This window comes from Streptomyces sp. NPDC051452 (assembly GCF_044454765.1).
Lineage (GTDB): Bacteria > Actinomycetota > Actinomycetes > Streptomycetales > Streptomycetaceae > Streptomyces.
The window spans coordinates 91,527-114,732 of record NZ_JBITEB010000022.1; the positions used below are offsets into that span (position 1 = coordinate 91,527).

The 23,206-nt window shown below is 71.4% G+C and carries 24 protein-coding genes, 2 tRNA genes and 1 pseudogene; 13 read left to right on the forward strand and 14 right to left on the reverse strand.

The annotated features are described in order from the left end of the window. Positions 1–145: 145 nt before the first annotated feature. Positions 146–640, reverse strand: a complete 495-nt coding sequence (locus ACIBA9_RS34950) for an SSI family serine proteinase inhibitor (RefSeq protein WP_399369380.1) — start codon at positions 638–640, stop codon at positions 146–148. 217 nt (positions 641–857) lie between these two features. Here ACIBA9_RS34950 and ACIBA9_RS34955 point away from each other — a divergent pair. From ACIBA9_RS34955 to ACIBA9_RS34970, 4 genes are all read left to right on the forward strand, one after another. Further along, a tRNA-Ser gene (locus ACIBA9_RS34955) sits at positions 858–948 on the forward strand. 206 nt (positions 949–1,154) lie between these two features. Next, positions 1,155–1,227 (forward strand) — tRNA-Arg (locus ACIBA9_RS34960). A 195-nt stretch (positions 1,228–1,422) separates the two neighbouring features. Next, complete coding sequence (locus ACIBA9_RS34965) at positions 1,423–1,839, forward strand: DUF6234 family protein (protein ID WP_399369382.1); 417 nt, start codon at positions 1,423–1,425, stop codon at positions 1,837–1,839. Positions 1,840–1,914: 75 nt separating this feature from the next. Further along, positions 1,915–2,385, forward strand: coding sequence for an NUDIX domain-containing protein (locus ACIBA9_RS34970; RefSeq protein ID WP_399369384.1), 471 nt, complete (start codon positions 1,915–1,917; stop codon positions 2,383–2,385). A gap of 122 nt (positions 2,386–2,507) precedes the next feature. On the opposite strand, the gene ACIBA9_RS34975 is transcribed toward ACIBA9_RS34970, so the two are convergent. The 4 genes and pseudogenes from ACIBA9_RS34975 to ACIBA9_RS34990 form a co-directional block, all read right to left on the reverse strand. After that, complete coding sequence (locus tag ACIBA9_RS34975; protein WP_393901715.1) at positions 2,508–2,732, reverse strand: cold-shock protein; 225 nt, start codon at positions 2,730–2,732, stop codon at positions 2,508–2,510. A gap of 9 nt (positions 2,733–2,741) precedes the next feature. Then, positions 2,742–2,861 (reverse strand): annotated as a pseudogene (locus tag ACIBA9_RS34980) (site-specific integrase); the annotation flags it as partial. Positions 2,862–2,953: 92 nt separating this feature from the next. Then, entirely contained in the window at positions 2,954–3,805 is an 852-nt protein-coding gene (locus ACIBA9_RS34985; RefSeq protein WP_399369386.1) for a Scr1 family TA system antitoxin-like transcriptional regulator, read from the reverse strand. A gap of 12 nt (positions 3,806–3,817) precedes the next feature. Continuing rightward, positions 3,818–4,570: a DUF6879 family protein gene (locus ACIBA9_RS34990; RefSeq protein ID WP_399369388.1), complete on the reverse strand. Its 753-nt coding sequence runs from the start codon at positions 4,568–4,570 to the stop codon at positions 3,818–3,820. Between the two features lie 174 nt (positions 4,571–4,744). On the opposite strand from ACIBA9_RS34990, the gene ACIBA9_RS34995 reads away from it, so the two are divergent. Continuing rightward, positions 4,745–4,945, forward strand: a complete 201-nt coding sequence (locus ACIBA9_RS34995) for a hypothetical protein (protein WP_399369390.1) — start codon at positions 4,745–4,747, stop codon at positions 4,943–4,945. 355 nt (positions 4,946–5,300) lie between these two features. Here ACIBA9_RS34995 and ACIBA9_RS35000 read toward each other — a convergent pair whose 3' ends face one another. Then, positions 5,301–5,495 carry a DUF1918 domain-containing protein gene (locus tag ACIBA9_RS35000; protein ID WP_399369392.1) on the reverse strand — a complete coding sequence of 65 codons (195 nt, stop codon included), beginning with the start codon at positions 5,493–5,495 and terminating at the stop codon, positions 5,301–5,303. Positions 5,496–5,647: 152 nt separating this feature from the next. After that, the gene (locus ACIBA9_RS35005; protein WP_399369449.1) at positions 5,648–6,076 is read right to left on the reverse strand and encodes a MarR family transcriptional regulator; all 429 of its coding nucleotides are present in this window, start codon (positions 6,074–6,076) and stop codon (positions 5,648–5,650) included. Positions 6,077–6,108: 32 nt separating this feature from the next. Here ACIBA9_RS35005 and ACIBA9_RS35010 point away from each other — a divergent pair, with 32 nt between their 5' ends. The 7 genes from ACIBA9_RS35010 to ACIBA9_RS35040 all read left to right on the forward strand — a co-directional run bounded on the left by ACIBA9_RS35010 (position 6,109) and on the right by ACIBA9_RS35040 (position 14,746). Further along, complete coding sequence (locus ACIBA9_RS35010; protein ID WP_399369394.1) at positions 6,109–6,489, forward strand: HGxxPAAW family protein; 381 nt, start codon at positions 6,109–6,111, stop codon at positions 6,487–6,489. Positions 6,490–6,672: 183 nt separating this feature from the next. Continuing rightward, a complete protein-coding gene (locus ACIBA9_RS35015; protein ID WP_399369396.1) occupies positions 6,673–7,545 on the forward strand; it encodes a DUF2797 domain-containing protein in 873 nt (290 codons plus the stop codon). Positions 7,546–7,700: 155 nt separating this feature from the next. Continuing rightward, entirely contained in the window at positions 7,701–8,441 is a 741-nt protein-coding gene (locus ACIBA9_RS35020) for a response regulator transcription factor (RefSeq protein WP_362149740.1), read from the forward strand. After that, positions 8,438–10,150 carry an ATP-binding protein gene (locus ACIBA9_RS35025; RefSeq protein ID WP_399369398.1) on the forward strand — a complete coding sequence of 571 codons (1,713 nt, stop codon included), beginning with the start codon at positions 8,438–8,440 and terminating at the stop codon, positions 10,148–10,150. Before ACIBA9_RS35020 ends, ACIBA9_RS35025 begins: the two co-directional genes overlap by 4 nt. Positions 10,151–10,164: 14 nt before the next feature. Further along, positions 10,165–11,568 (forward strand): glycosyltransferase, encoded by a 1,404-nt coding sequence (locus ACIBA9_RS35030; protein WP_399369400.1) that lies wholly within the window; start codon positions 10,165–10,167, stop codon positions 11,566–11,568. Next, on the forward strand, positions 11,565–13,811 hold the full coding sequence (locus tag ACIBA9_RS35035; protein WP_399369402.1) for an ArnT family glycosyltransferase: 2,247 nt from the start codon (positions 11,565–11,567) through the stop codon (positions 13,809–13,811). The genes ACIBA9_RS35030 and ACIBA9_RS35035 overlap by 4 nt, the downstream gene beginning before the upstream one ends. 176 nt (positions 13,812–13,987) lie before the next feature. Next, a complete protein-coding gene (locus tag ACIBA9_RS35040; protein WP_399369404.1) occupies positions 13,988–14,746 on the forward strand; it encodes a TetR/AcrR family transcriptional regulator in 759 nt (252 codons plus the stop codon). Between the two features lie 14 nt (positions 14,747–14,760). On the opposite strand, the gene ACIBA9_RS35045 is transcribed toward ACIBA9_RS35040, so the two are convergent. The 4 genes from ACIBA9_RS35045 to ACIBA9_RS35060 form a co-directional block, all read right to left on the reverse strand. After that, on the reverse strand, positions 14,761–15,231 hold the full coding sequence (locus ACIBA9_RS35045; RefSeq protein ID WP_393900460.1) for a PPOX class F420-dependent oxidoreductase: 471 nt from the start codon (positions 15,229–15,231) through the stop codon (positions 14,761–14,763). Positions 15,232–15,613: 382 nt separating this feature from the next. Then, a complete protein-coding gene (locus tag ACIBA9_RS35050) occupies positions 15,614–16,435 on the reverse strand; it encodes a YceI family protein (RefSeq protein WP_399369406.1) in 822 nt (273 codons plus the stop codon). A gap of 108 nt (positions 16,436–16,543) precedes the next feature. Further along, on the reverse strand, positions 16,544–19,081 hold the full coding sequence (locus ACIBA9_RS35055) for an MFS transporter (protein ID WP_399369408.1): 2,538 nt from the start codon (positions 19,079–19,081) through the stop codon (positions 16,544–16,546). A 13-nt stretch (positions 19,082–19,094) separates the two neighbouring features. Then, a complete protein-coding gene (locus ACIBA9_RS35060; protein ID WP_399369410.1) occupies positions 19,095–19,598 on the reverse strand; it encodes a MarR family winged helix-turn-helix transcriptional regulator in 504 nt (167 codons plus the stop codon). 205 nt (positions 19,599–19,803) lie between these two features. Here ACIBA9_RS35060 and ACIBA9_RS35065 point away from each other — a divergent pair, with 205 nt between their 5' ends. After that, positions 19,804–19,998, forward strand: a complete 195-nt coding sequence (locus ACIBA9_RS35065) for a hypothetical protein (RefSeq protein ID WP_362149731.1) — start codon at positions 19,804–19,806, stop codon at positions 19,996–19,998. Between the two features lie 16 nt (positions 19,999–20,014). On the opposite strand, the gene ACIBA9_RS35070 is transcribed toward ACIBA9_RS35065, so the two are convergent. The 3 genes from ACIBA9_RS35070 to ACIBA9_RS35080 form a co-directional block, all read right to left on the reverse strand. Further along, entirely contained in the window at positions 20,015–20,863 is an 849-nt protein-coding gene (locus ACIBA9_RS35070; protein ID WP_399369412.1) for a hypothetical protein, read from the reverse strand. A gap of 38 nt (positions 20,864–20,901) precedes the next feature. Then, positions 20,902–21,840 (reverse strand): RNA polymerase sigma factor SigF, encoded by a 939-nt coding sequence (locus tag ACIBA9_RS35075; protein WP_362149729.1) that lies wholly within the window; start codon positions 21,838–21,840, stop codon positions 20,902–20,904. A gap of 362 nt (positions 21,841–22,202) precedes the next feature. After that, positions 22,203–23,039: an RNA polymerase sigma factor SigF gene (locus ACIBA9_RS35080; RefSeq protein ID WP_362150421.1), complete on the reverse strand. Its 837-nt coding sequence runs from the start codon at positions 23,037–23,039 to the stop codon at positions 22,203–22,205. Positions 23,040–23,206 lie beyond the last annotated feature (167 nt).

A 23,206-nucleotide genomic window follows, 5' to 3' on the forward strand; every position in this document is an offset into this window, starting at 1 on the left:
CGGGGCCCGCGGGCGGCGGGGACGCGACACCCGTGCGGGTGACCCCAGTCGCCGGCCCCGGGGGCCGGCGCTCTGGCTGCCGGGGGCTGGGAGCCGGGGTCTGGTTGCCGGTGCCCGGGGGGCAAAGCTTTCGGGCGCCGGGCCGCTATACGGGTGACCCCAGCTTCGGCAGGAGCGGCACCATCCGGTCCCAGCGCCCGATCTCGCACCCGTCGCCGCGGTTGTACGTGGCGTCGACCGGGCGCCCGGCCCAGGTGCCGGTGACATGGGCGGTGGCCGGGCCGCCGTAGAGCATGGTGCAGTTGCTGCCGGAGGGCACCGGGGCGAAGGGGTCCCGGCCCCAGCGGGTGTGCGAGTCGAGCGTCCGGCAGGCCCCCTCCACGTCCGGGTGATGGCCGGCACCGGGATGACACGACACATCGAAGGTGCCGTCCCGCTCGGTTCCGGCGTGCCGGACCACGACGGTCAGGTGATCGGCGCTCTGCCGCGGCGCCCGGTCCTCCGGCCGGACGGGGGGCGGCATGGCACCGGCCGCGACGGCGGGGGCGGCGGTGAGGGGGACGAGGGAGGCGACGGCGGCGACGGCGGCGAGGGACGACACGAGAAGGTGCCGCCCGGCGACCGGCAGATCGGAAACCATGCCCTGTCCAACGCCCGGGTCGGCCGGACGTTGCGCGCCACCCCTCCTGCACCACCCCTCTTATGCCGCCCCTCTTGCGCCGCCCCTGCGTGCCGAGGGGAAGCCCTTTGCCCTGCGACCCGCCTGCCTAGTACCGTGGGGGGCGGTTGGTGACACCGCACCTGACTGTGTCATCATTTGCACGCACCACTCGCGCGCTCGCGTGAGCGGTTGTGCTGGAGGCGTCGCCTAGTCCGGTCTATGGCGCCGCACTGCTAATGCGGTTTGGGTCTTAAAGCCCATCGAGGGTTCAAATCCCTCCGCCTCCGCACAGATCCCGAAGCCCCGGTCCTCCTGGACCGGGGCTTCGGCGTTCCCGGCCCCCGGCCCCAGACCGCCCCCGCTGGACGTTTCCGCAGGTCACAAGGGGTGCGCCTATCGGATTTCACATGACGGCGGCAGTCATGTAATGTTCTTCCTGTCGCCGGGAACGGGCCGAAAGGGCCGGGACCGGAGACGAAAAACAAAAAAACAAGCACTCGTAGCTTAACGGATAGAGCATCTGACTACGGATCAGAAGGTTGCAGGTTCGAATCCTGCCGAGTGCACAACAGACCAGAGGCCCTGTGGAGTGATCCACAGGGCCTCTGGCTTTTGCCTTGACGGCAGTGTTTGACGGCAACCGCCTCAGAAGGCGGGTGGGGCCGATCAGGGGTGTCAGGTCGATCATGGGACTCACCCGGGGCAGAGCTGAGTACTCCTACTCATGCGCCCGCCTCGCCCGCACGAGCAGGGTGGCGAGTATGAACTTACCCGTCGCCCCGCCAGCCTTCGACGCGACCACCGGCCCGGGACAGCACCGCCGTGCCGACCGGGGCGCCGACATCGGAGCAGGGTGCGGTCTGGTGTTCCTGGAGCTGCTCGCCTTGGCGGTGATCTTTGGACTCTGGCTCCTGTCCGGGTTCAACCTCGACCCGGGCAAGACCGTCACGACCGACTCCTTGTGGAACTACCTGGCCGCCGCTGGCGGGGTCGGAGTCCTCGCCATCGCGGCGGCCGCGATCGCCGCGCGGGCCGGGGCCGTCGTAGCGGTTGTCACCCAGGCCGTCATGGCTGCCCTGATCTGCGTCATCGTCTTTGGTGGGGCTGAGGCGCAGTCCCACCAGGATCAGTTGTGCCGTGACATGCCGTCAGCGGCGGGCTGTAAGGGCAACAGCTAGACGTGCTTCGAGAGCCAGCGGACCTTGCGGACGCCGGCACGGGCGCACAGGGTTCGGGTTGCGCGAAGGGTGACGATGGCACGGACCGAGTACTACGACGACCCGGCGGCACCTGAGCCGAACAGCTTGGTGGTCGCCGCGTCGGCCGTGGTGACCGACGACGAGGGGCGCGTGCTCCTTCAGCGCCGCCGTGACAACGATCTTTGGGCGCTCCCTGGTGGCGGCATGGAGATGACCGACTCACTTCCGGGAACGGCCGTCCGCGAGGTGAAGGAGGAAACCGGTCTGGAGGTGGAGATCACCGGGCTCGTCGGCACGTACACCGACCCTCGCCACGTCATTGCCTACTCGGACGGTGAGGTGCGCAGGCAGTTCAACGTCTGCTTCACCGCCCGGGTGGTCGGCGGCCGGCTCGCGATCTCGGACGAGTCCACGGAGCTGCGGTTCGTCCCGCCGGAGGAGATCGATCAACTGCCGATGCACCACACGCAGCGGCTCCGGATCCGTCACTTCCTGGAGCACCGGGAGCGGCCCTACCTCGGCTGATCGACGACCGCGTTAGGAGTTCGACCAACGGGCGCTACTGCATGCTGCGGTAAAGGGTGCGGTCGCGTAGCGGACCGCTGGAGACCGTGGGCGAACGCCGTCGTTGATGTCGGCTGTGGATGTCAGGCAGGCCGGGGCAAGATGCTCACCGCGCGGTAGTCGTACCCGTCCTGCTTGAAACCAGGGGCTTCCCATGTGAGGTCGACCTGCTGTCCGGGCGACAGCGTGCGGAAGCCGTCCGCCTGGATGTTGGAGTAATGGCCGAAGCAGCCGCCGGGGGTATCGGGGGAGTCGAGAACGCCCCACCCTTCCTCGTCGTCCCACTCGCGGACAGTCGCAGTCACCATGGACGGCACCCAGTCGATCGACTGCCTGGTCAGGCCCATGGCCTCACCACGCCGCAGGCCGAGGCAGAGGACCAGGACCCAGGCCGCGAAGAGCGGATCTTCCCGGGCGACCGAATCGGCCAGGAGACGGTCCACGCCATGGCCGCATCGAATGGAACCGGCCAGTCCCGTACCCCGGGAGCGCTGGCGTCGTCGAGAACGAGTTTTCCTGAAAATCGGGTTCAACCCGAGCGCAAGGTCCGTCGTACTGCACTGATCAGGTTCTGAGCGTCAACGCCGTACATGGCGGACTCCCGGAGCGTGTTCCAGACCCGCAGGTAGGTGGCCACGCTCTCGGCGTCGTCCAGCCACAGCTCTGCATGCCAGTCCTCGGTGATCACGAGTCTGTGGTCCAAGATCCAGAAGCCGTTCGCTGTCGGGATCTTGAGTGAGGCACCGAGCGGAATGATCCCCAGCTCCACGGTGTCCATGCCGACGATGCCCGCGAGTCGATCGAGTTGGCCGGCGAGGACAGACGGAGGACAGATCAGCGCGTGTAGGGCCGCCTCCCACACCAGGGCGTGGAACTTCCGGCCTGCCCCGTACAACCACTCCTGGCGCCGCATGCGGGCGCGGACGGCAGCATCTGTGTCGCGGACCGAACCCTGAAGGTCTGCGTACCGCAGGAAGATGTGCCGTGCGTAGTCGGCCGTCTGCAGCATTCCGGGGACGACAGACTCCTCCCAGCCGTAGATGGCCTGGGACCGCCCGACCTCAAGGTTCCAACCGTCCTGCACGGGCCGGTGCCCGGCGGCCAGTTGCCGGCGCCAGGAGCGTATGTGGGACTCGAAGCCCTTGAGCCGGGCATCCAGTTCATCGAAGACGTCCGGCTGGCTGACGCCTCCGGCCCAGGCCCGCAGGTCTTCGCTGGTGGCGGTCTGTTGGCCGTTCTCCAGCTTGTAGATCTTGGAGTGCGGCCAGCCGAGTCGCTGAGCCAGGTGCGTGCCGGTGAGCCGTCCTCCCGGGGCCGACAGCCGGAGTTCCCTCAAGCGCAGCCCGAGAGCCTCCCTGGCCTGCTGGAAGTCTGTGCTCACTGGTTTCGCTCGCTAGTGGTCGGCGCCGAGTTGCGCCGCGAACTCGTCGTACGGGACAGCCACGTGCACCGCTGCGTCGCGGACCTGGCAGTACCGCAAGACCTCGGCAGGCTCCGTGATGATCTCGACGTCATGGAAGGCGTCCTCGTCATCGAAGAGCAGCACGGCCACCAGCCGACTGTCGAAGATCCAGAAGTCCTCCGCGGGCAGCCGGAGCCGCTCCGCGTCCTCGCGCCACAGGTTCCGCACGTCCTCACCCGTCGCCGCGTTGCACTTCGCATAGTCGAGCAGGAACAACTGTCCCTCGGTCGGCGGGTTGTCGACGACGCGCACCCGCCCGACGTACTTGCCGCCGGCCGTCTGCTGGCGGATGTTCGCGCACCACTCGCTGTCGAGGTCGCACGGGGCCGTTCCGGTCGCAAGAAATTCCGCGTATCCGGGGTCTTCGCGGTCTGATGCGTAACCCCGCCGGGTCTCCAGATGCCAAGCCGAGTGCTCGAAGGTCTCAAAGAGCCTCCCGAAGTCCTCCAGGTCGATCAGCTTGGGCACGCGGGTGACCTCCTTGGGCCCGTGATTGACGAGGAGTTCACGCGGCACGACCACCGCAGCATCTCCAGGGCCGAAGTGCTGGAGCCGGGCGATGTCCTCGGGGTCAGTGAGCGGTGTTCCTTGGACGATGACCTCACCAGAGTCGAGATCCTCGTGAACGGCTGGGCAGCCACCGTTCTTGCTGTCGGTGCCGTTGAAGCGCAGTCGTCGTGCCACGGTCGCCTCCCATGGTGTGGGCCCTGTCGCCATCAGCATCACCGGCGCTGAAGCACCCGCACCACAGCGTGCACCCCCTCGCGTGAGACCACACGAGAACATTCAGCCAGACTCAGAGAACATTCGAGAACATCGCATCGCGGCCAGTAACTCCCCATCCTTAGCGTCCTGTCCATGGTCACAGCACGCGACGATGTTGATCCCCTCGCAGCCATGGAGTCCCTACGTGCCGCTCTCGATCAGGCACGAATCGTGCTGCCGTCGCTCGGAGTCGATGCCGGCTCGCCCGCTCTTGGGCTCGTGGAACTGGGGCGCGTACGCGCCGACGTGGCGATGCGACTGGCAGAGGCGCTCCGGCACGGCGGCGACGAGTGAGCGGCGCGGGTAAGCCCGGCGAGGACGGCGGTCTCCCGCCTCGGATGACCCTGCGGGTCTACACCGTGGATCGCAAAGGTCGCGTCACGAGCGACTCCGGCATCCACGGCTTCGAGGGCGCCGAAGCGGAGACGCCCACAAGCCTTGGGCAGGAGTTCCCTCCCTGTGCGTGCCCTCACCACCGGGCCATGAGAGCAGTGCGATGAGCCCCCCACCACCGACACCGCCTCGTGGTTGCAGGCTGGAATCCAGTCGAGTGCACAACAGACCAGAGGCCCTGTGGAGTGATCCACAGGGCCCCTGGCTTTTGCTTGACGGCAGTGTGCGACCGCGACCGTCGGCGCGAGGGAGCCGCCTACCCCTCGGGAGCGAACGGGCGGACGACGGTGTCGGGGCCGGGACTCATCAGCGTCTCGTGCCCGTCCTCGAAACGAACCCGGTAGGGAGGTCCTCCTTCAGCCCCGAGCACCTCGATGACCTCCACGGTGCGATCGTGCTGCCCCGCGATCCGGCCGTGAACCAGAAGTCTGTCACCAACACTCGCCCGCACAGTGGCCCCTTTCTGTCGATCTGTCCTCCTCTGTCCCTACCCCGTAGGCCACCGTGTCGGAACCGCTGGTGCCACCGGAAGGGTGAGTGAAGGGCCGATCGGGCGGCCTACAAGTACAGCGGCTATGCCATGCGCGGCGGACGCGATCCGGGTCAGCAGTCTTCCTGTGGGTCGTTCCGGTTCAGTTTCTCCAGGTATTCATGGGCCAGGGCCGTGGCGCGGGTGAACGAGTCCGCGATGGTCGCCAGTTCGGGTGCGGAGTAGGCGGCGAACAGGGCTGTCAGGCGGGCATGGTGGCCGGAGTAGACCGCCTCGACCCGGCTGACGGCGTCCGGTACGGCGGCCACCCGGACGCGGCGGCGGTCGTCGGGGTCGGGGCGGCGGGTGACGTATCCGGCGCGTTCCAGGCGGTTGAGGATGCCGGTCATCGCGCCGGTCGTGACGTGGACGCGAGCGGCGAGGTCGCCGGCCGTGAGCAGGTCGTCGCCCGCCTCCAGGACGAAGGCGAAGCACGTGAGGTCGGTGAGGTTCAGTCCCAGTCGCCGTGCCAGCTCCTGCCGGCCGATCAGATGGGCGGCGATGAGGTGTCCCCGGAGGGCCTGGAGGCGCTTCCATGAGTCTGTACGACGAGGGTCACACGATCGCCGGCTGGACCGGCGTCGGTATCGCGACCGCCGGGGGCGGCCTGGCTGGATGGGGGGTCTGCGTCTGCTCGCCGTCCCTGATCGTGGTCGGTCTGGCGCTCGTGGCCGTGAGCCCCCTGGTGGCCTGGGCGCTGCATCTGACGGGCCGGGGCAAGGCACCCGGAGTGCGGCCCCGGGAGGAATGGGGGATGCGGGTGCGGGACACGCGGGCCCGGGAAGGGCATCCGGGGTGTGTGGGGTGCAGGCTCGCGGGGCGCGGCCGGCGGGTGGCCACCACCCCCGTGACGACCTCGGGCAGCGGCGGCGCCGGTGCGGGGGCCGGGTCCAGGCCTCTGTCACCCGTCGAGTGACCTCTGGCACCCACGAACAGCAGCGTCCCTCCGGGACGGACCTTGTCACGCATCGGGGCCGAGGGGAGCTTGGCGGCTGACGTCCGCTGAGGGGGCGTCCGGCGGAGTCGGCCGGTGTGTGAGCGCGCTCGCCGGGCGTGCGGCCGGGCGCGTTGTCCGACCCGGTCAGTACCCTCGCCGGTGATGGAGCGGATGTGGAAGTGCTCGGGGCTGCGGTGGTCGGCGGACGGTCCCGTGCTGGTGTGGGACGGCGGCCGGCGCAGTGCGCTGGCCTGGGGGAAGCGGGTCGCCTTCGCGGTGCCGGAGCGCGGTGCGCGTACCTGCGTGGGGGCCCGGGGGAATGCCTGCCCGGTGCGGGCACCGGTGCCGGCGCGCGGTACGGGAGCCCGGTGCGAGGAGTGCGCGCGGCTGGACCGGGCGCACTCGGTGGCCGCCGACACCATCGCCGACGACCCCCGGCCGTACCACGTGTACCTGGCCTGGTTCGGGCCCGGCATGGTCAAGGTCGGCATCACCGCCGTGGAGCGGGGCCCGGCCCGGCTGCTCGAACAGGGCGCCGTCTGCTTCAGCTGGCTCGGCAGCGGTCCGCTGATGGCCGCGCGGCGCACCGAGGAACTGCTGCGGGCCGCGCTGAGCGTGCCGGACCGCATCCCCTACGCCGAGAAGCGGGCGGTGCGGTCGCAGCTGCCCGGGACGGAGGCGGAGCGCGCCGCCGAGGTGCGCGAGCTGCACGCGCGTGCCGCCGCGCTCGCCGGGTGGCCGGAGTCGCTGCGCCCCGAACCCTGCCATGTCACCGACCACATGCGGGTGTTCGGGCTGGAGGGGTGCCCGCCGGCGCTGGGCGAGGTCGTGGGGCTGGTGCCGGGCGGTGCCCTGAGCGGTGAGCTGGTCGCCGCCGCCGGGCCCGATCTCCATCTGGCGGTCGGCGGACGCGGGACCGTCGTCCTCGACACCCGGCTGATCACCGGCTGGGAGCTGTTGCCCGTCCCGGCCGGCGGGGACGGATCCACCGTGCCCGTAAGGGAGTTCCCGAGGGAGCAGGAGGGCTTGTTCTAGGGAGCGGGAGAGGCTGTTCCAGGGGGCCGGCCGGCCGGCTGGATACCGTGCGAGCGCGCTTCCCAGGGGTTCCCTGAGAGGCGCCTGTGTGTTTCTCAGGGAAATCACAGACGGGGAAAAGCGTCTTCTCAGAGGGCGCCGACAAGGTGTCCGCCATGACCACGATCTCGCCCCAGGGGCGCACCGAACTGCTGAGGCCGGACGGGAGCCCCGTCCGCGTGCTTGTGGTGGACGACGAGTTGTCGATCAGCGAACTGCTGAGCATGGCCCTGCGGTACGAGGGTTGGCAGATCAGGAGCGCGGGCGACGGGCAGGGCGCCATACAGGCGGCCCGCGAGTTCCGGCCCGACGCCGTCGTGCTCGACATGATGCTGCCCGACATGGACGGGCTGACCGTCCTTGGCCGGCTGCGCCGTGAACGGCCGGACGTGCCGGTCCTGTTCCTGACGGCGAAGGACGCCGTGGAGGACCGGATCGCGGGGCTGACGGCCGGCGGCGACGACTACGTCACCAAACCGTTCAGCCTGGAAGAGGTCGTGGCGCGGCTGCGGGGGCTCATCCGCCGGGCCGGCGCAGCCGATCGGAGGTCGGAATCCGTGTTGGTCGTAGGGGACTTGACGCTCGACGAGGACAGCCACGAGGTCTCGCGCGCGGGTGTCTCCATTCACCTCACCGCCACCGAGTTCGAGCTGCTGCGCTTCCTGATGCGCAACCCGCGGCGGGTGCTGAGCAAGGCGCAGATCCTGGACCGCGTGTGGTCGTACGACTTCGGCGGCCAGGCCAACGTCGTCGAGCTGTACATCTCCTATCTGCGACGGAAGATCGACGCCGGCCGGGAGCCGATGATCCACACCCGGCGGGGGGCCGGTTATCTGATCAAGCCCGCCGTCTCGTGAGCGGACGAGGGCGGCCGCGACCGCGCGGCCGGCGAGTGGGCCGGCCGCGCACCCTGCGGACCCGGCTCGTCGTCGCCTCGGTGGTGCTGATCGCCGTGGTCTGCGCGGTGATCGGCACGGTCACCGCGCTGGCCCTGCGCTCGCATCTGTACGCGCAGCTCGACGACCAGCTGGGCGAGCTCGGGGTCCGTGTCTCCGGCCGGTTCGCCCCACCCGGCGCGCTCGGCCCGGCCGCCCGGCAGGACGGGCGGGAGGTGCGGAACAACGACCTCGCGAACTTCGTCACGCACAGCCCGCAGCCCCAGTACACGGTCGCGGCCGAGGTCGACAACGGTGCCGCCATCCACGGCAAGGTGGGCAGCAAGTCCCACGACACGTACGCGATGAGCGCCAAGGCCCTCGACCACGGCCAGCTGGCCGCCCTCGCCACCGTCGCCCGGGACGGCGATTCGCACTCCGTGGACCTCCCCGGCCTCGGTTCCTACCGCGCGCGGTACGCCGAGGGGCCCAGCGGGGCCTACTACGTCGGCATCCCCACCAAGGAGACCGACGGCACCGTCAACACGCTGGTCCTCATCGAGGTCAGCGTCACCGTCGCCGGACTGGTCGCCGCCGGCATCGCCGGATACGTGCTCGTCGGCGTGGCCACACGCCCCCTGCGCAGGGTCGCCCGCACCGCCACCCGGGTCTCCGAACTCCCGCTGCACACCGGTGAGGTGAACCTCGGCGAGCGGGTGCCGGAGACGGAGTGCGACCCGCACACCGAGGTCGGCCGGGTTGGTGCCGCGCTCAACCGCATGCTCGACCATGTGCACGGCGCCCTGCACGCACGCCAGCAGAGCGAGACCCGGGTACGGCAGTTCGTCGCCGACGCCAGCCACGAGCTGCGGACGCCCCTCGCCTCCATCCGCGGCTACGCGGAGCTGACCCGGCGCGGGCGCGAGCGGGTCGGGCCCGACACCCGGCACGCGCTCGGGCGGATTGAGTCCGAGGCCGGACGGATGACCCTCCTGGTCGAGGACCTGCTGCTGCTCGCGCGGCTCGACGCGGGGCGGCCGCTGGAGTTCGAGCGGACCGATCTGGTCCCGCTCGTCGTGGACACCGTCAGCGACGCCCGCGCGGCCGGCCTGGACCACGACTGGCGGCTGGAGCTGCCCGACGAGCCGGCGCCGGTGTCCGCGGACGCCGCCCGGTTGCAGCAGGTGCTGGTCAACCTGCTGGGCAACGCGCGCACGCACACGCCCCCGGGTACGACCGTCACCGTGCGCGTGCGGTGGGAGGGGCCGTGGGCGTGCGTCGACGTGGCGGACGACGGGCCCGGCATCCCGCGCGACCTGCTGCCCCATGTCTTCGAGCGGTTCGCGCGGGGCGACTCCGCGCGCTCCCGGGCCACCGGGTCGACCGGCCTCGGGCTCGCCATCGTCTGGTCCGTCGTCACCGCGCACGGCGGTGCCGTGACCGTGGACAGCGAGCCGGGGCGGACGGTGTTCACGGTGCGCCTGCCCGCGCAAGCCGCGGCGCCCGCGCAAGCCGCGGCGCCCGCGCAAGCCGCGGCGCCCGCGCAAGCCGCGGTGCCCGCGCAAGCCACGCCCCCACAAGCCGCGCCCCCGCTCTCGGTGCCCGCGCCGCGCCCGGTGTCCGAGACCGGTCGGCCGGCGCACTCACAGGCCCGGCACAGCGCCACCACATCGGTGCGACAGGGCGGTTGAGAAGAGTCGGTCCCATGCGAACCGACTCTTCTCCCGGCGCCCTGCCGGCGCGGGAGCACCTCCCGGCCCAAGACGCCGGCAGCCCGGTCCTGGACGTGGTGATTCCCGTCTACAACGAGGAGAAGGACCTCCGGCCGTGCGTCCGCAGACTGCACGAGCACCTCACCCGGACCTTCCCGTACGCGTTCCGCATCACCATCGCGGACAACGCCTCCACGGACACCACCGCGCTGGTGGCGGCGCGCCTGGCGGCGGAACTCGCCGAGGTCACCGACGTGCGCCTGGAGCGGAAGGGCCGCGGTCGCGCCCTGCGGACCGTGTGGTCCGCGTCCGAGGCGCCGATCCTCGCCTATATGGACGTCGACCTGTCCACCGACCTCAACGCCCTGCTGCCGCTGGTGGCGCCGCTGATCTCGGGGCACTCGGACCTGGCGATCGGCTCCCGGCTGGCCCACGCCTCCCGGGTCGTACGGGGCCCCAAGCGGGAGTTCATCAGCCGGGCCTACAACCTGATCCTGCGCGGCTCCCTGCAGGCCCGTTTCTCGGACGCGCAGTGCGGGTTCAAGGCGATCCGGCGGGACGTGGCGCGGGTGCTGCTGCCGCTGGTGGAGGACACCGGCTGGTTCTTCGACACCGAGATGCTGGTGCTCGCCGAGCGGGCGGGGCTGCGCATCCACGAGGTGCCGGTCGACTGGGTCGACGACCCCGACTCCACCGTCCACATCGTGCGGACCGCCACCGACGACCTCAGGGGCGTGTGGCGCGTCGGCAAGGCGCTGGCCACCGGTTCGCTGCCACTGGACCGGCTGGCCCGGCCCTTCGGAGACGACCCGCGCGACCGCGAACTGTCCGACGTGCCGCGGGGGCTGGCCCGCCAGCTCGTCGGTTTCTGTGTGGTCGGCGCGCTGTCGACCCTGTTCTACCTGCTGCTGTACAGCCTCTTCCGGCAGTTCTCCGGCTCGCAGATCGCCAACGCGCTCGCGCTGCTGGTCTCCGCCCTGGGCAACACCGCCGCCAATCGCCGGCTCACCTTCGGGATCCGCGGTCGCGGCGGTGCCGTCCGCCACCAGGCGCAGGGGCTGGTCGTCTTCGGCATCGGACTCGCCCTGACCAGTGGCTCGCTTGCCGCTCTCGGCGCGGCCACCGCCGGCCCGGCGCACTCCACCGAGCTGGCCGTCCTCGTCGCCGCCAACCTCGCGGCGACGGTGCTGCGGTTCCTGCTCTTCCGCGCCTGGGTCTTCCCCGACCGGGACGCCCCACTCCACCGGACCCCGGTGCCGCACGAGCAGACGTACCAGCGGCCCTACGAGCAGGCGTACGAGCGGCCGTACCAGCGGCCGTACCGGCAGGACCACCAGACCACCCAGGCCCGCGCAGGCAAAGCCGCGGACGACACCGACCCGGGGGACACCCGATGACCACCCACCACGACCCGTCGGCACAGCGGGACGACACCACCGGCACCCCGCCCCCCTGGAGCCCGCCCCCGGCCACCACCCCCACGACCACCACCCCCACGACCACCACCCCCGCGACCGCTTCCGCTCGTGGACCGTGGCGTGGCCGGCCCGGGGATCCACGCTGGGCGCGCCCGGCCTTCCTCGGCCTGCTGGCCGGCACGCTGCTGCTGTACCTGTACAACCTGAGCGCCTCCGGTTACGCCAACTCCTTCTACGCCGCTGCCGTACAGGCGGGCAGCACGTCGTGGAAGGCGCTCTTCTTCGGCTCGCTGGACGCGGGCAACGCCATCACCGTCGACAAGCCCCCGGCCTCGCTGTGGCCGATGGAGCTGTCGGTGCGGATCTTCGGCCTCCACTCGTGGGCGATCCTCGCGCCCGAGGTGCTGATGGGCGTGGCGACCGTCGCCGTGGTGTACGCCGGTGTGCGCCGGCGGTTCAGCGCCGTGGCCGGGCTCGTCGCGGGCGTGGTGCTCGCGCTCACCCCCGTGGCGGCGCTGATGTTCCGGTTCGACAACCCGGACGCGATGCTGGCCCTGCTGATGGCCGTGGCCTGCTACCTCGTGGTCCGGGCCGTGGAGGACGGGCGGACGCGCTGGCTGGTGTGGGCCGGGGTCGCGATCGGCTTCGCGTTCCTCGCCAAGACGCTCCAGGCCTTCCTGATCCTGCCGCCGCTGGCGATCGTGTACGCGGTCTGCGCGCCGGTGCCGGTGCGCCGGCGGTTCGGACAGCTGGCCGCGGCGACGCTCGCCCTGGTCGTCTCGGGCGGCTGGTGGGTCGCGATCGTGGAGTTGTGGCCGGCCTCCTCCCGCCCGTACATCGGCGGTTCGCAGAACAACAGCTTCCTTGAACTGACGTTCGGCTACAACGGGTTCGGCCGGCTGAACGGCGACGAGACCGGCAGTGTCGGCGGCGGGGGACGCGGTGGCGGTGGCGGCACCGGCATGTGGGGCGAGACCGGCTGGAACCGGATGTTCGACTCCGAGGTCGGCGGCCAGATCTCCTGGCTGCTGCCCGCCGCGCTGATCCTGCTGGTCGCCGCTCTGGTGGCGACCCGCAAACTGAGGCGGACGTCCGTCACCCGTGCCTCGTTCCTGGTCTGGGGCGGCTCGCTGCTGATCACCATGGCCGTCTTCAGCTATATGGCGGGCATCTTCCACCAGTACTACACCGTGGCCCTGGCCCCCTACCTCGCGGCCGTCGTCGGCATGGGCGCCGGACTGCTGTGGGACAGGCGGCGCGAGCTGTGGGCGTCGATCACCCTCGCCGCCTCCGTGGTCGCGGCGGCGTCCTGGGGATACGTGCTGCTGCACCGCACCCCCGACTATCTGCCGTGGCTGCGCTGGCTGGTGCTGATCGGCGGACTGGCGGCGGCGCTCGGCCTGGTCTTCGCCGGCCGGATCCCGCGGCGACTGGCCCTCGTGGCGGCGGCGGTGGGCCTCGTGGCGGCGCTGGCGGGCCCGACCGCGTACACCCTCAGCACCCTTGGGCAGGGCCACACCGGTTCGATCGTCACGGCGGGACCGGCGGGCGCGAGCATGATGGGCGGGCGGGGCGGCGGCCCGGGCGGCGATGGCGGCCCGCGCGGCGGCTTCGGCGGCGGCGCTCCGGGCCGTCAGAACGGCAACGGATTCCCCGGCGGCGGCTTCGGCGGCGGTATGCCGGGCGGTCAGGGGCAGAACGGCACCGGCGGCACCCGCAACCAGCAGAACGGCAACGGCTTCCCCGGAGCCGGACCCGGAGCCGGACCCGGAGCCGGACCCGGAGCCGGAGCCGGAGCCGGCCGCGAGGGCGGACGGATGGGCGGCGGCGGTGGCGCCGGCGGCCTGCTGAACGGCGCGACCGTGTCCGCCGCGGCCGAGAAGCTGCTGGCGAAGAACGCGTCCGCCTACACCTGGGTCGCCGCGGCCGTCGGTTCCCAGAACGCGGCCGGCTACCAGCTCGCCACGGGTGACCCGGTGATGGCCCTCGGCGGCTTCAACGGCACCGACCCGTCCCCGACGCCGGCGCAGTTCAAGAAGTACGTGGCGGAAGGACGCATCCACTACTTCATCGTCGGCGGCGGCATGGGAGGCGGCGCGCGCGGCGGCGACAGCGGCACGTCCGCGCGGATCAGCACGTGGGTGCAGAGCAACTTCAAGAAGGTGACGGCCGGTTCGGTCACCTTCTACGACCTCACACGGAAGGTGACGACGAGCGGCTGACGCCCGACACCGTGTCGTACACCGGATGGCGATGGCCGCACGGTGTACGACATGCTGCGTCCCGCGCCCGGGGGTATGGGTATGCGTGCGGCCAGGGCTGCCATGGCGTCGGTGTTCCGGGCCGACGGCGGCCCTGGCATCGTGGTCGGGGGCCGGGAGTCGAGGAAGGTGCGCCGGTGACGAAGGCAGCGGATCGGGCGGCGCGCGGCAGCGTGTGGCTGGCGGGCAAGGGCCGCCGCGGCGGACGCGGCGGGCAGCCGTCCGGGCTGGACCGGGAGCGGATCACCGAGGTGTCGGTACGGCTGCTGGACGCCGAGGGGCTCGCGCGGTTCTCCATGCGGCGGCTGGCCGGCGAGCTGAACGTCACCGCGATGTCCCTGTACTGGTACGTCGACACCAAGGACGACCTGCTCGAACTCGCCCTGGACGCGGCCTTCGGCGAGCTGGCGCTGCCCGATCCGGACGACGCGGACGAGGACTGGCGGGAGCAGCTGCGGGCGCTGGCCACCGACTACCGGGCGCTGCTGGCGCGCCATCCGTGGCTGTCGCCGCTGGCCGGGCGCTACCTCAACATCGGCCCGCGCTCGCTCGCCTTCTCCCGTGTGGTCCAGCGGGTGGTGCGCCGGGCGGGGCTGCCCGCGCACGGGGTGACCGGGGCGATCGCGGCCGTCTTCCGGTTCGTGTACGGCTACGGCACGATCGAGGGCCACTTCTCGGCGCGGATCGAGAGCACCGGGCTGAGCCCCGAGGAGTACATGGAGCGGGCCATGACCATGGTGGCGGAGGATCCCGGCACCGCCGAGGTGATGGCGGAGTCCAAGGAGCTCATGGCGGCCCGGGGCGGGGACACCGTGGCCGAGATGCTCGACCGCGACTTCACCTTCGCCCTGGACCTGCTGATCGCCGGCATGGAGGCGATGGTGATCCGCGGCTGACCCCTCGGGGGCGGCTACCGGTCGCCCGCCAGGCGGGCCGGGAAGCCTCCCGTGGCCACGGGGCCCCAGCGTTGCGGTGTCACCCGGATGATGGACTTGCCCTGCTCGGCCATGGCCCGCCGGTACTCGTCCCAGTCGGGGTGTTCGCCGGCGATGTTGCGGTAGTACTCCACCAGCGGTTCCACGGAGTCGGGTGCGTCGACGACCTCGGCCGTGCCGTCGATCTGCACCCAGGGGCCGTTCCACTCGTCGCTCAGGACGACCAGGGCGACCCGGTCGTCCCGTTTGGCGTTGCGGGTCTTGGCGCGCTCGGGGTAGGTCGAGACGACGATCCGCCCCGAGTCGTCCACACCGCAGGTCAGCGGAGAGGCCTGGGGGCTGCCGTCGGCGCGGCGGGTGATCAGCAGGGCGCGGTGGCGGGGGCGGACGAACTCCAGCAGCTCGGCCAGCGATACCCGGGTGTTGCTCGCGATGTTCGGTGCCATGGACGCAGCCTAGGGCGCGAGGGCGGCGGCCTGCCTGCCCCTGCGAGGCTCAGGTTCGGCGCGCCGCCGCGCACCGACCCCCGAGGCACCGACCCCCGAGGCACCGGCCCTGAGGCGGCCCCGACGCACCGGCCCTGAGGGCCGACCCGCGAGGCACCGACCCGCGAGGCGCCGACCCGCGAGGCGCCGACCCGCGAGGCGCCGACCCGCGAGGCGCCGACCCGCGAGGCGCCGACCCGCGAGGCGCCGACCCGCGAGGCGCCGGCCCCGAGGCGCCGGCCCTGATGCGCCGCCCCCGAGGCGCCGGCCCCGACGCGCCGCATGAACGCGCGGACGCGGCGGACCGGGGGCCGGTCCGCCGCGTCGGGGGTGTGCGTGGTGGCTAGACGGCGGGCAGGGTGTCGCCCTGGACCGCCTGGATGTCCAGCTCGACCCGCAGGGTCGTGCCGATGGCGGCGATGCCCGCCTGCAGGACCTGGTTGTAGTTCATCGCGAAGTCCTCGCGGTGCAGTTCCGCGGTGGCTCGGAAGGCCGCTCGGGTGCCGCCCCACGGGTCGGCGCCGCTGCCGAGGTAGGACAGGTCCAGGTCGACCTGCCGCACCACTCCGTGCATCGCCAAGTCGCCGTGCACCGTCCAGCGGTCCGGTCCGGCCAGGGTCAGACCCGTCGAGCGGTAGGTGATCCGCGGGTGCCGTTCGACGTCCAGGAAGTCCCCGGACTTCAGGTGCGTGTCGCGCATGGCGTTGCCCGTGTCGATGGAAGCGGCCCCGATGACCGCTTCGACCCGGGACTTGGCGACGTCGTCCGGCGCGATCTCGATCGTGCCGCCGAACTCGGTGAACCGGCCGTGCACGCTGGAGATCCCCAGGTGCTGGGCGACCGCGGCGACGGAGGAGTGCACCGGGTCGATGGTCCACGGGCCGGGCGGCGGCAGCTCGGCGCCGCCCTGCCGGGCCAGCGTGACCGTGCCGATCTCGGCCCGGCCGCTCGCGGTGACGATCGCGCTGGAGGCGACGGGCGCGTACCCGACGGCCGTCACGATCACGGTGTACGCCCCCGGCGTCAGCTCGGTGGCATCCCGTACGGCACCCTCGGCGTCCGTCTCGGCCCGCAGTACCTGCGTACCGGTCATGTCGGTCACCGTGACGACCGCGTGCGAAACGGCCCACCCGTCCCGCGTGCGGATCTTCGCGGTCAGTCCCATCCCGTTTTCTCCCTGCGAGGCCTTGCAAAAATTCGGTCGTGTGCAACCGGCCCGTGGCGCGCGCCGCACCTTGAGGGGGCGGTGCGCGCCACGGGGCCGTGGTTCGAGCTACTCGCCGGGGTGGGCGAGGGTGATGTCGTGGCCGTCGGCGCCGATGCCGGAGACGGTCAGGGCCGTCGCCACCGGCGGGTAACCCGTCGCGATGACGGTGTACTCGCCGCTGTCCAGGTCGGTGAAGGCGTACGCCCCGTCCGAACCGGTGGTGGCGGTGCCGACCACGTTGCCCGCCTGGTCGACCAGCGTCACGCGGGCGTCGGCCAGCGGACCGTGCGGGGCCCGCACGACACCCTGCAGCCGGGCACCGGCGTCCAGGTCGACCTCGACCCGGGTGACCCCGGTGGCGCCGATCTCGACCGGCAGCGCGCGCGGCCGGAAGCCGCTCGCGTTGACCGCGAGGGTCACCACGCCCGGCACCAGCTCGGTGAAGGCGAACTCGCCCTGCTCGCCGGTGGCGACGGTGGCCAGCAGGTCACCGCGGACGTCGGTGACGATCACCATGGCGTCCTTGACCGGCAGCGCGCTGCCGACGGCCCGGACCACACCGGTCAGCCCGCTGGTGCCGCTGAGCAGGATGTCGTAGGACAGCGGCTCCTCGCCCACCACGATGGTGGAGGCCTGCGGCTGGTAGCCGTCGGCGGAGGCGATCAGGACGTACGAGCCCGTGCCCGGGGCGGCGAGCGCGTAGGAGCCGTCGGCCTGGGCGACCGAGCGGCCCAGCTGGCGGCCGGACAGCGAGATCAGGGTGACCGCGGCCTGCGGGACCGGGGCGCTCTCGGCGCCGCGGACGAAGCCGTGGACCGGGGTGCCGCCACCGGTGCCGGGCTCGGCGGCCGTGGCGACGGCCGTCATCGGCAGGGTGGCCGTGCCGTCGGACCGCGGACCGGCGGACAGCGGGGCGTCGGCGACCGCGGCCGGGACCGGCTCGGCGGCCGGGGCCTGCGCCTCGGCGACGACCGGAGCGGCGGCCGGGTCGGTCACGGGGGCCTCACTCTCGGCGGTCTGCGCGAGCGCGCCCTTGGTGCGCAGCGGGACCTCCTTGATGAACAGCGTGATCAGGAAGGCGAGGGCCGCGAGGCAGCCGGCGATGAAGAAGACGTCCGCGATGCCGTGGCCGTAGGCGCTCTCCAGCAGCGTCCGGATGGGTGCCGGCAGCTTGTTCATGTCCGGGATGCTGTCGGTGGAGCCGGAGCCCCCCGCCAGCGCGGCCTGGTACTTGGGGCTGAGGGCGGAGACGCCGTCCTTGACGTAGTCGGTGATCTTGTGGGACATCACGGCGCCGAGGGCGGAGACGCCGACCGCGCCACCGAGGGAACGGAAGAACGTGACCGTGGAGCTGGCCGAGCCGAGGTCGGAGGGCGCCACCTGGTTCTGCGTGGCGAGCACCAGGTTCTGCATCATCATGCCGATGCCGAGACCCAGCAGGGCCATGTAGATGGCCATCTTCCAGTAGTCGGTGTCGTACCGGATGCCGCCGAGCAGCAGCAGGCCGGCCGTCACCAGGACGCCACCGCTGACCAGCCACGCCTTCCAGCGGCCGGTGCGGGTGATGAACTGACCCGAGACGGTCGAGGAGACGAACAGACCACCGATCATCGGGATGGTCATGACGCCCGACATGGTCGGGGACTTGTCGCGGGCCAGCTGGAAGTACTGGCTGAAGAAGACGGTGCCGCTGAACATCGCGATACCGACGAACAGCGAGGCGAGCGACGCGAGCGTGATGGTGCGGTTCCTGAACAGGCGCAGCGGGATGATCGGCTCGCTCGCCTTGGACTCGACGAGCACGAACAGCGCGCCGAGGACGATCGAACCGCCGACCATCGCGTAGGTCTGCCAGGAGATCCAGTCGTACTTGTCACCGGCGAAGGTGACCCAGATCAGGAGCAGGGAGACGGCGGCGGCGATGAGGGTCGCGCCGCCCCAGTCGACCTTGACGTCCCGCTTGACCACGGGCAGGTGCAGGGTCTTCTGCAGCACGATCAGAGCGATGACCGCGAAGGGGACACCGACGTAGAAGCACCAGCGCCAGCCCAGCCAGGAGGTGTCGGTGATGACACCGCCGAGGAGCGGGCCGCCGACGGTGGCGACGGCGAAGGTGGCGCCCAGGTAGCCGGAGTACCGGCCGCGTTCGCGCGGGGAGATCATCGCCGCCATGACGATCTGCGCCAGGGCGGACAGACCGCCCACACCGATGCCCTGGAACACCCGGAAGGTGATCAGCATGCCCGGGTTCTGCGACAGACCGGCCGCCATCGAGGCGACGACGTAGATGATCAGGGCTATCTGTACGAGAGCCTTCTTGCTGTACAGGTCGGCGAGCTTGCCCCACAGGGGAGTGGCCGCCGTCATCGACAGCAGGGCGGCGGTGACCACCCAGGTGTAGGCGGACTGGCCGCCGCCGAGGTCACCGATGATGTGCGGCAGGGCGTTGGAGACGATCGTGGACGACAGGATCGCCACGAACATGCCGAGCAGCAGCCCGGACAGGGCCTCCATGATCTGCCGGTGCGTCATCGGGGCGTCGCCGTGGGAGCCTCCCCCGTGCTTGGCGTGAGCCCGCACACCGGCTGGTGTGGTCGTTGCCATGGGCTTCCTTTTCTTACGTGCTTGCGGGTGTACGGGTGGTCTCTTCGAATACGGGGGCGGCCGCGGGGACCGCCCTGACCGGGGCGGACCGGCAGTCGCCGAAGGACGCGCGCAGGCGTGACATCAGCCCGATCAGCTGGCCGACCTCGTCGTCGGTCCAGTCGCTCAGCCGCTCGGCGAGCAGATGCGTGGTCCGCCGGGACAGCTCGTCGAGTTGCTGGATCCCCTCGGGCGTCAGGCGCAGGATGCGCGAGCGCTTGTCGGCGGGGTCCGGGGACCGCTCGATCCAGCCGCGCGCCACGACGTGCGCGACATGCCGGCTGGTCACCGACATGTCCACGGCGAGCAGCTCCGCGAGCTTGCTCATGCGCATGTCGCCGTGGCGCCCGAGCAGGGTCAGCACGGCGGCCGAGCCGGCCGGGCAGTCGGGCGGCAGGATCCGCCCCATGTCCCGTTTCACGGCTCCGACGGCACTGAGCTGACGTGCCAGCTCTTCGAACTGCGCCTGCTCGGCCATCACACCTCCCGTATTCGTTGCTTGGGGCAACCATAGAGGTGATTGGTTGCTGCAGGCAAACAAGTAGGGGTCCATGGACGCAAAAACTTGGCAAAGGCAAGTATTGCTACTGTAAATACGCAGATGACCCCGGGTGACGTGCCCCTGTCTGTCCCGGTGGCCCCGCACTTGGGTCGGCCGACGGGATTCGCTAGTGTCTCGGGGCATGGCTAACACCCAGGGCCCCCAGGGCAATTACGACCCCGCCGGCAACACCCAGATGTTCCGCGCGTTCGTCGACGAGGCTCCCCCCGCGCGCCAGCAGCAGGCGGCCTCCTCGGGTCCCCGCATCGGCCTGATCGTCGGCATCGTCGTCGCGCTCCTCGTGGTGGCCGGAGTCGCGTGGCTGGCGCTCGGCTAGGAAGGCGCCGCGGGGCCTACTCCCACCGGACGGACACGTCCCGCGTCTCGATGTGCATCCCGAGCGGTACGCGCCAGGCGTCCACGCACACCGTCCAGGTGTGGTCCGCGCGCGTCCTCGCGCCGATCGGCACCGGCAGGTCCTCGTTCGACGCGACCGTGCCCCAGTCGATGCCCAGGCCGCCGATGATGTGCGTCCCGAACGTCACCGAGCCCGAACGCACCGCCGTGCCGCCCGAGTTGCGGAAGCCGACCGTCACCTTCTGACACCAGCGCCGGCCCGTTCCCTCGGTCGCCGGGGCGCCCCAGGAGAGGGCGGCCGGGGACGCGGGCGCGGTCGTGGTGCGGCCGGGCGCCGGGGTGGAGGAGGCGGGCGTCGGTTTCGTACGACCGGGCCCGTCGCCGTCCTGGCCGCCGGGAGGGTGCGCGGTGCCGGCGGGAGGGGCCGTGTCCGGCTCCGGAGTGTGCGCCCGCGGGGTGTCTGTCGCGCCTCCGGTACTCCGGTTCGCGCCCCCGGCGTCCGCGTCCGCGCCGCTCGTCCGCGCGCGCCCGCCGTCCGTACCCGGACCGGCCGTCGCGGAGGCGGGACCACCGCCTCGGCCGATTTTGTCGCCCCGCCCGCCGTCGAGCGGGACCAGTGTCACCGACCCGGTGGGAGCGACGGCCGCCGGACCGCCCCGCCCGGAACCCGTCGCCGCCCCGACGGCGGCGTAACCGCCGCCCTGCCCGGCACCCGCGCACCCGGCCAGGGCGCCGCCCAGACAGACGACGGCCGCCGACGCTGCCGTAACGGCGCCTCGGCGGCCACGCGTCCCTGTCGTACGCGTCGTCCCCGCGGCCCGGCCCGACCCTGTCGCTCGCAGCATCGGGTCAGTGTGGATGACGGGCCGTCAGAAGAGAAGCGTCAGTCGGAGATCAGGCCCTCCCGCAACTGGGACAGCGTCCGGGTCAGCAGCCGCGAGACGTGCATCTGGGAGATGCCGACCTCCTCGCCGATCTGCGACTGGGTCATGTTGGCGAAGAAGCGCAACATGATGATCCGGCGCTCCCGGGGCGGGAGTTTGGCCAGCAGCGGCTTGAGGGACTCGCGGTACTCCACACCCTCCAGCGCGGTGTCCTCGTAGCCGAGGCGGTCGGCCAGCGAGCCCTCGCCGCCGTCGTCCTCGGGGGCCGGGGAGTCGAGGGAGGAGGCGGTGTAGGCGTTGCCGACCGCGAGGCCGTCGACCACGTCCTCCTCGGAGACGCCCAGCACCGCGGCCAGTTCCGTCACCGTGGGGGAGCGGTCCAGCTTCTGGGAGAGTTCGTCGCTGGCCTTGGTGAGCGCCAGCCGCAACTCTTGGAGCCGGCGCGGGACGCGCACCGACCACGAGGTGTCGCGGAAGAACCGCTTGATCTCCCCGACCACCGTCGGCATCGCGAAGGTCGGGAACTCCACGCCCCGCTCGCAGTCGAAGCGGTCGATCGCCTTGATCAGGCCGATGGTGCCGACCTGGACGATGTCCTCCATCGGCTCGTTGCGGGAGCGGAAGCGCGCGGCCGCGTAGCGGACCAGCGGCAGGTTCAGCTCGATCAGGGTGTCCCGTACATAGGCCCGTTCGGGGCTGTCCTCGGCCAGGGCGGCGAGCCGCAGGAAGAGGGAGCGGGACAGGGTGCGGGTGTCGATGTCACCCGTGGCCGGCAAGGCCGGGACAGCCTCCTCGGGCACGGCGGCGGGGTCGGCCGGAGCCGGCACGGCCGCGAGGGCCGTGACGTCGTCGAGGACGTCGAGAGCGTCGAGCTCCTTGGGCGCTGCCTCGCTCAGCGTGGGCGTCAGCACCTTCGAGCTGCCCTGGTCTGCGGACATGCCACCCCCTTTGGGTCGCGAGACGGTCGCGGCGGTGCTGCCAGATCGAGCAACGCAGCCTTCACCTGAATACCGGCGCCGGAGCCCCGGCAAACGCTCTTCCCGCAGAATGTCACATGTCGGCAACGCGCTGTAGAGACATGTCGATACGTAAGATCCGAAACGGCCCTGGAAACACGGGCCCTGACGCCCTGTCGGAGCGTAATCGCCGGGAACGGCGCTGGTGAGCGATTCGCTCGTGCCGGTTACGGATCGATCGGGTATGCGATGCAATGCGGTTCGGGTCGTGCTTCCGTGCGCCTGCTGTGCATCGCCCGGACTCCCGCTGTGCGCGGGGCCGGCGGGGGCGGTGTCCGCAGTGGCTAGGCGTCGATCCGGTTCGCCGAGCGCAGCCGCTGGAAGCTGCGGGCGAGCAGCCGGGAGACGTGCATCTGGGAGACGCCGAGTTCCGCGCTGATCTGGGACTGGGTGAGGTTGCTGTAGTAGCGCAGCAGCAGGATGCGCTGTTCGCGCTCGGGGAGTTGGACGAGGAGGTGGCGGACCAGGTCGCGGTGCTCCACGCCGTCCAGGGCCGGGTCCTCGTAGCCGATCCGGTCCAGCAGCCCGGGCAGCCCGTCGCCCTCCTGCGCGGCCTCCAGCGAGGTGGCGTGGTACGACCGCCCCGCCTCGATGCAGGACAGCACCTCCTCCTCGCTGATCCGCAGCCGCTCGGCGATCTCGGCGGTCGACGGCGAGCGCCCGAAGGCGGTGGTGAGGTCCTCGGTCGCGCTGTTCACCTGCACCCACAGCTCGTGCAGCCGGCGGGGCACGTGGACGGTGCGGACGTTGTCCCGGAAGTATCGTTTGATCTCGCCGACCACGGTCGGCATCGCGAAGGTCGGGAACTGCACGCCCCGCTCCGGGTCGAAGCGGTCGATGGCGTTGATCAGTCCGATGGTGCCGACCTGGACGACGTCCTCCATCGGCTCGTTGCGGGAGCGGAAGCGGGCGGCCGCGTAGCGCACGAGCGGGAGGTTCGCCTCGATCAGCGCCCCCCGCACCCGGTTGTGCTCCGGCGTGCCCGGCTCGAGCTGCTGGAGCTCGGCGAAGAGCACCTGGGTCAGGGCTCTGGTGTCGGCGCCGCGGCGCTTCTCGGGAGCCGGAGGGGGCGGGGCGGGCGCCTCCTCCTGGGGCGGCGCAGTACTGGCCGACAAGGTCAACGCCACCTCTTCATCCGTCAATCATCCGTCAAAAGCGGTCATAGCATCACAAGACATGTGCACTGTGTGCAAGCACCGCATAACACCGTGTTGTGCTCAAACTCCAATAAGTTGGGGCCTAGGACGCGCAAAAGCCCCCCGCCTGAACGGCGGGGGGCTCCTGGGCG

What these genes read in the sequence shown, in the direction of transcription:
- ACIBA9_RS35010 (WP_399369394.1), top strand. Translation starts at nt 6,109, where the DNA reads ATGAGTCTGTACGACGAGGGTCACACGATCGCCGGCTGGACCGGCGTC.
- ACIBA9_RS35075 (WP_362149729.1), bottom strand. Translation starts at nt 21,840, where the DNA reads ATGTCCGCAGACCAGGGCAGCTCGAAGGTGCTGACGCCCACGCTGAGC.
- ACIBA9_RS35065 (WP_362149731.1), top strand. Translation starts at nt 19,804, where the DNA reads ATGGCTAACACCCAGGGCCCCCAGGGCAATTACGACCCCGCCGGCAAC.
- ACIBA9_RS35020 (WP_362149740.1), top strand. Translation starts at nt 7,701, where the DNA reads ATGACCACGATCTCGCCCCAGGGGCGCACCGAACTGCTGAGGCCGGAC.
- ACIBA9_RS35015 (WP_399369396.1), top strand. Translation starts at nt 6,673, where the DNA reads ATGGAGCGGATGTGGAAGTGCTCGGGGCTGCGGTGGTCGGCGGACGGT.
- ACIBA9_RS35035 (WP_399369402.1), top strand. Translation starts at nt 11,565, where the DNA reads ATGACCACCCACCACGACCCGTCGGCACAGCGGGACGACACCACCGGC.
- ACIBA9_RS35070 (WP_399369412.1), bottom strand. Translation starts at nt 20,863, where the DNA reads ATGCTGCGAGCGACAGGGTCGGGCCGGGCCGCGGGGACGACGCGTACG.
- ACIBA9_RS35060 (WP_399369410.1), bottom strand. Translation starts at nt 19,598, where the DNA reads ATGGCCGAGCAGGCGCAGTTCGAAGAGCTGGCACGTCAGCTCAGTGCC.
- ACIBA9_RS35045 (WP_393900460.1), bottom strand. Translation starts at nt 15,231, where the DNA reads ATGGCACCGAACATCGCGAGCAACACCCGGGTATCGCTGGCCGAGCTG.
- ACIBA9_RS34950 (WP_399369380.1), bottom strand. Translation starts at nt 640, where the DNA reads ATGGTTTCCGATCTGCCGGTCGCCGGGCGGCACCTTCTCGTGTCGTCC.
- ACIBA9_RS34970 (WP_399369384.1), top strand. Translation starts at nt 1,915, where the DNA reads ATGGCACGGACCGAGTACTACGACGACCCGGCGGCACCTGAGCCGAAC.
- ACIBA9_RS34975 (WP_393901715.1), bottom strand. Translation starts at nt 2,732, where the DNA reads ATGGTGACTGCGACTGTCCGCGAGTGGGACGACGAGGAAGGGTGGGGC.
- ACIBA9_RS35055 (WP_399369408.1), bottom strand. Translation starts at nt 19,081, where the DNA reads ATGGCAACGACCACACCAGCCGGTGTGCGGGCTCACGCCAAGCACGGG.
- ACIBA9_RS35030 (WP_399369400.1), top strand. Translation starts at nt 10,165, where the DNA reads ATGCGAACCGACTCTTCTCCCGGCGCCCTGCCGGCGCGGGAGCACCTC.
- ACIBA9_RS35050 (WP_399369406.1), bottom strand. Translation starts at nt 16,435, where the DNA reads ATGGGACTGACCGCGAAGATCCGCACGCGGGACGGGTGGGCCGTTTCG.
- ACIBA9_RS34965 (WP_399369382.1), top strand. Translation starts at nt 1,423, where the DNA reads ATGAACTTACCCGTCGCCCCGCCAGCCTTCGACGCGACCACCGGCCCG.
- ACIBA9_RS34995 (WP_399369390.1), top strand. Translation starts at nt 4,745, where the DNA reads ATGGTCACAGCACGCGACGATGTTGATCCCCTCGCAGCCATGGAGTCC.